Source organism: Phenylobacterium sp. (genome assembly GCF_030693805.1).
Lineage (GTDB): Bacteria > Pseudomonadota > Alphaproteobacteria > Caulobacterales > Caulobacteraceae > Phenylobacterium.
On the sequence record NZ_JAUXZW010000263.1, the window covers coordinates 1 to 3,847 of the forward strand.

Annotated in this window: 4 protein-coding genes; 1 reads left to right on the forward strand and 3 read right to left on the reverse strand. The window is 69.4% G+C overall.

Annotated elements, in window-relative coordinates:
- Positions 1-25 precede the first annotated feature (25 nt).
- A complete protein-coding gene (locus Q8M88_RS10140; protein ID WP_371132666.1) occupies positions 26-1,144 on the forward strand; it encodes an acyl-CoA dehydrogenase family protein in 1,119 nt (372 codons plus the stop codon).
- A 1-nt stretch (position 1,145) separates the two neighbouring features.
- Here the strand turns inward: Q8M88_RS10140 and Q8M88_RS10145 are convergent, their stop codons facing one another.
- The 3 genes from Q8M88_RS10145 to Q8M88_RS10155 all read right to left on the reverse strand — a co-directional run.
- Positions 1,146-2,594, reverse strand: coding sequence for a hypothetical protein (locus Q8M88_RS10145; protein WP_305596989.1), 1,449 nt, complete (start codon positions 2,592-2,594; stop codon positions 1,146-1,148).
- A gap of 8 nt (positions 2,595-2,602) precedes the next feature.
- The gene (locus Q8M88_RS10150; protein ID WP_305596991.1) at positions 2,603-3,376 is read right to left on the reverse strand and encodes an NAD(P)-dependent oxidoreductase; all 774 of its coding nucleotides are present in this window, start codon (positions 3,374-3,376) and stop codon (positions 2,603-2,605) included.
- Positions 3,377-3,378: 2 nt separating this feature from the next.
- A partial coding sequence (locus tag Q8M88_RS10155) for a glycosyltransferase (protein ID WP_305596993.1) occupies positions 3,379-3,847 on the reverse strand: 469 nt, incomplete at its 5' end.

Genomic DNA, 3,847 nt, shown 5'->3' on the forward strand with positions numbered 1-3,847 from the left:
GACCTGGCCCGAGATCCGCGAGGCGGTGCGCAAGCTCTGCGCCGGCTTCCCCGGCGACTACTGGCGCGCCCTCGACCGCGAGCGAGCCTATCCGACCGCATTCGTGCAGGCGCTGACCCAGGCAGGTTTCCTGTCGGTGCTGATCCCGGAGGAATTCGGCGGCTCGGGCCTCGGTCTGGCGGCGGCCACTGCGGTGCTGGAGGAGATCCATCGCTCCGGCTGCAACGGCGGAGCCTGCCACGCCCAGATGTACACCATGGGCACGATCCTGCGGCACGGCAGCCCGGCGCAGAAGCAGGCCTATCTGCCGGCCATCGCCTCCGGCGCGCTCAGGCTGCAGGCGTTCGGCGTCACCGAGCCCGGCGCCGGCACCGACACGACCCGTATCTCCACCTTCGCCCGGCGTGACGGCGACGACTATGTGGTCAACGGCCAGAAGATCTGGATCAGCCGCGCCGAGCACTCCGACCTGATGGTCCTGCTCTGCCGCACCACCCCGCGCGACGAGGCGGCCAAGCCGTCCGACGGCATGAGCGTGCTGATCGTCGACCTGCGCGATGCGGTCGGCAAAGGCCTGACCATCCGCCCGGTGCGCACCATGTTGAACCACGCGACCACTGAGCTGTTCTTCGACGACTTGCGGGTGCCGGCGGCGAACCTGATCGGCGAAGAGGGGCGGGGTTTCCGCTACATCCTGGACGGGATGAACGCCGAGCGCATCCTGATCGCCGCGGAGTGCATCGGCGACGGACGGTTCTTCATCGACAGGTCCAGCGCCTATGCGAACGCCCGCGAGGTGTTCGGCCGTCAGATCGGCGAGAACCAGGGCGTGCAGTTCCCGATCGCGCGCAACTACGTCCAGCTCTCGGCCGCGGCGCTGATGGTCGACAAGGCCGCCGGCATGTTCGACGCCGGGGAGGCCTGCGGCACCGAAGCCAACATGGCCAAGATGCTGGCCTCGGAGGCGTCCTGGGCGGCGGCCGACACCTGCATCCAGACCCATGGCGGCTTCGGCTTCGCCGAGGAGTACGACATCGAGCGCAAGTTCCGCGAGACGCGGCTGTATCAGGTGGCGCCAATCTCCACGAACCTGATCCTCAGCCACGTGGCGACCCACGTGCTGGGCATGCCCAAGTCGTTCTGAGCTAGGGCCGCGCGTCCGGCGCGAGCACCAGGAAGCCGGACGGGCGGCGCACCACGCGGAAGTCGCGTCCAGGCTCGCCTGCGACCGCCACCATCGCGGCGAGTTGGGCGTCGTTCAGGGGCTTGAGCAGCAACCAGTCCACATGTTCGGCCCACCCCAGCACCGGGCAGGGCGCGGGTGGGGGGATGGTCGGCGGCGTTCCCGCGACGACCCTGCGGAAGGTGGCGCTCGGAAGCCCCGCCGCGGTCGGATAGAGCTCGATGAACGGACTGCCGAACGGCGGACGGACATTGATGGAGCCGGCGGGGCAGGCCTGGGCTAGGCGCGCCACGGTGGGCCCCGCCCAGACCATCTCGTCCAACAGCACCTTGCGTGCGGCGAAGGGGCCGGCGGCGGCTCCGACAGCCCAGGCGGCGAGCGCCAACAGGGTCGCGACATTCCGCAAGCGGTCAGGCTTAGGTTGGATCCACAGGTCGCGGATCAGGAACGCCGCCAGCACGCCGATCACTGGCGCGCCCACCATCCAGTAGCGGCCGACGATCACCGGTACGACGAATGAGATTGCGATCGGCGCGACGACGAACAGCACAATCGCCGCACCGAACACGGCGATCAGGTCGAGGCCTCGGCGAGCGGCGACACAGGCCGCCAGGAAGCCCGCGAACAGCAACACGCCCAACAGGGGGCCGAACTGCAGATCGCTGACGAACTTCAGCGCCTCGACAACAGAGGGTACGTCGAAGATCACCCAGGACATCTCGCCGGTGTGGCTCGCGGCCATCGCGGCGAAGGCGGCCAGCACCAGGCCGGAGGAGAAACAGAGCGCGACGGCCGGCGCCCAGAGGTCGCGGCGGCGGCCGGCGAGGGCGTACAACGCGAACCCGACCCCCAGGCTGCCGGTCATGAAGCCGGCGAAGACGTGCGTCCCCGATGCCAGCAGGCCCGCGAGCGCCAGCGCGCCGACGCCCGTGCGCGTCACCCCGGCGCGCAGCATCCAGGCCGACAGCCAGGCGGCGGCGAACACCACCGCCATGGGTAGCGCGTAGTGGCGACCTTCCAGGGTGTAGGCGACCACGGGACCGCTGAGCAGGAAGGCGCCGCACGACAGCAGGCCCAGCCGCGGCGCCCGGCGCCACGATGTCGCCAGCACCACGGCGACCCCCGCGACGAGACTGGCGACGTTGAGCGCCACAAGGGCAGTACGCGGTTCATGGAAGAGGCGGCGGAAAACCTGCAGCGCCATGGCGTACAGTGGCGGGTTGGGGTCGGCGAGGATGCGCCAGCGCAGATTGCCGAGGAAACCGCCCTGCGGGTTCGTCGCCCACAGCGACCAAAGCTCGTCGGCCCACAGGCCCTTGATCGGCCACAGCCACGCCTCGACGGCGATTAACAGGCTGACGGCGGCGGCGAACCCTGCCGCGGAGAGGCCCAGGCTGGCTTTCGGTCCCATCGGCGATCTCACTCCGAGCGTCGCGGCTTGAGCAGCCGCGAGATCAGGTGCGCTGCGGGCGGCCGGGCCGCGGTCCGCGACGCCGGGACGCCGTCCTGCGGTGAGAACCCAAGAGCCTCGCGCGCCGTCTCCAGGCTCCAGCGCGAGCCGGCGTTCGCGGACGTCAGGTTCGCGATCAGCACGCCCTCGACGGCTGTGTTGATCGCCAGTTCCAGCCCCTGGCAACCGTCGCGCACGCTGAGCCAGCAGCCATAACCCCAGACATCGGTCGCGTCGGCATCGTCACGCATTCCGCCGATCCGTAAGACGACGGTGGGGACGCCATGGCCGCGCCACATCGCGTGAGCGACGCGTTCGGCGAACAGCTTGCTGGCGCCGTAGGCGTTTGCGCCGGGATCGGGCTCCGCCGCCTCGATCGGCCCGGCGTCAGCCAAGCGTGCCGCCATCGCCCAGATGCTGCTGGCCAGGACCACGCGCCCAACCTTGTGATGGGCGGCGGCCAGGTAGACGTTCAGCACGGCGTCAACATTGGGAGCGATCAGCGCGTCCCACGTGGCGTTCGGCTGCGGGTTGGCGGCCAGGTGGACCACGGCGTCAGCGCCCTCGAACTGAGCGATCCAGCGGTCGTCCATGAGGCTGAGGTCGGCCTGGATGATGTGCGGGTCGCCGCGCGGGTCGATGTCCAGCAGCCTCAGCTCATAAACACCGCGGGCGTCCAGGTGTGCACGCAGTTGCGTTCCGATTCCGCCAGCAGCGCCGGTGATGACGACCACCCTGGCCATCCTCAGGCGCCCGACGCCTGTGCGGCGCGGCGGCGATCGAGCATCTTCTTGGCGGCGCGCAGCACGTGAAGTTCGATCATCGATTTGCCGCGGGTCATGTTGTCTTCGTGCCGCCGGACGATCAGGCTGATCTGTTCGAGGCGGCCGACGGAGAGGCCGAGCTCACGCGCGCGATTGTGCCAGTCGGTGTCCTCGGCGAAGCGCATCTCCTCGTCGAACAACCCGTTGCGGGTGAAGGCGTCGCGCCGATAGAGCGCCGCCCCGATGTAATCCGGGAATGACTCTCCGGGGTTGCCAATGTAGCGAATGCCGCCTTCGGCCTCTGCGTCGACCTGGGCGAGCTGGGCGCGGCCCATGACCAGGTCCGCCTTCCCATCGGCCAGGGCGTCGACCAGGCTGGACAGATTGTCCGCCGGCCACAGGTCATCGACGTCCAGGAAAGCCAAATACTCGCCGGATGCGTCGCGGATT

Bases quoted from the DNA above. Each gene is read 5' to 3' on its own strand.
- Q8M88_RS10150 (WP_305596991.1), bottom strand. From the start codon at position 3,376: ATGGCCAGGGTGGTCGTCATCACCGGCGCTGCTGGCGGAATCGGAACG.
- Q8M88_RS10145 (WP_305596989.1), bottom strand. From the start codon at position 2,594: ATGGGACCGAAAGCCAGCCTGGGCCTCTCCGCGGCAGGGTTCGCCGCC.